A 1,544-nucleotide genomic window follows, 5' to 3' on the forward strand; every position below is an offset into this window, starting at 1 on the left:
TCATATGGAGGTCGGCCTGTCAACGACGGCATGGTGAAGCGGTGGCACGCACCGTCGTGTGTGCCACCGCTTCCTGTTGCCGGGATGGTGATCGATGCGAGTGGGAGGTGAGCGTGTCGTAGTGTTCGACGCGTCGTCAACTCTCATATACGCGGGTTGGTTACCGCAGGACGGACTGTTTCGGCTGGAGTGGATCGCAAGTCTATGAGTCGAGCGTGATCCCAACGCGCAGTTGAGGATTGCTCATAGGCGGCTAGCGGGTCACTCCCAGACGCTCGGCCACATCCCACATCGTCGTCGACCGTTCATTCCGGACATCTATCCCGACGCAGATCGCTACTTCGGCGTCGGAGCTTCAGTCATTCCTCGAGCGTGGCCAACGACCAGCACCAGCCGGCCAGCTCTCGTGCGATCCCGGCATTGGCGACCACCGCACGTTTACCGCGTTCGTCGAAATGTTCCCACCGTGCGTGCAGCCGCCGGTTCGCTTGATGTCCTCGCGCTTTGGCTTTGGGAGTCGACGCCTTCCACCGTGCCACCAGTTCACGCCCCGGCCGATACGGCTTGCGATGATGCCAGGCAGCCTCGACCAGCAGTCGGCGTACGTGAGCATTGCCGGTTTTGCTGACACCGCCCTGCGACCGGGATTCACCGGAAGAATGCTCGGTCGGGATCAACCCGACGAACGCACCGATCGAGCGGCCGGTCAACCGGTCCCACTCACCGATCTCCGTCGCCAAACCGAACGCTGTCAACGTCGCCACCCCACGAAGGCACCCCAGCCGGGTCACCACCGGAGTGAACGACGAATGCGCAGCCATGTCCGCGATGGCGGTATCGAGACGATTCCGGCGTTCGGTGGTGGCGATGACGGTCTCGTAGGCGGTGTCGTAGGTGATCTGCAGTGCACGTGAATCGAACCGCTGGCGACGTAACCACAGATCGTGGGCTGCGGTCCAGGGTTTGCCGCCGCTGTAGATGATCCCTTGACGCAGCAGCACATGTGTCAGGCGATGCTGTGCGGACACCAGATCGCCGCGGCAGTCCTCCCTTGCTCGCACCAGATCACGAGCGGACTCCTGCTCGGTACTCGGAATCAGAACCGGCACAATAGAACTCAAATGAAGCAACCGAGCCAAATGCCGGGCATCACGGGCATCGGTCTTGATGCGGTCACCAGGGGGACGCTGAATTTTCGACGGTGCCGCCACCACACAATCGACACCGGCGGCCAACAGAAAACGGGCCAGACCGAAACCGGTCGGGCCCGCCTCGTAGACGACATGCACCAGTCCTGGCAGCGAACGAATCCACTCCAGGATTTCTTTGTGATCAGGCGACATGCGACGCTCGAACAACTCGCCCGTCTCGCCATCCAAACCGCACGCCACCACCGATCGTGCGTGCACATCCAAACCAACACTCGTACGATGATTCTTCACTGGGGCCTCCCACATCTGTGGCTCTACCGGCCAGGACCCACTCCTGTCGGCAACCCACGCTTACATGCGGAGGGGCCCCAGCCAAGACCTCCATACCGTCTA

General features: G+C 61.8%; 1 protein-coding gene. It reads right to left on the reverse strand.

The features are described from left to right. Window positions 1–359: 359 nt before the first annotated feature. Window positions 360–1,457, reverse strand: coding sequence for an IS110 family transposase (locus tag AB0O58_RS26690; protein WP_032375655.1), 1,098 nt, complete (start codon window positions 1,455–1,457; stop codon window positions 360–362). Between the last annotated feature and the right edge of the window lie 87 nt (window positions 1,458–1,544).

The sequence above is a fragment of the Rhodococcus sp. NPDC080181 genome, assembly GCF_040702225.1.
Taxonomy (GTDB): domain Bacteria; phylum Actinomycetota; class Actinomycetes; order Mycobacteriales; family Mycobacteriaceae; genus Rhodococcoides; species Rhodococcoides fascians.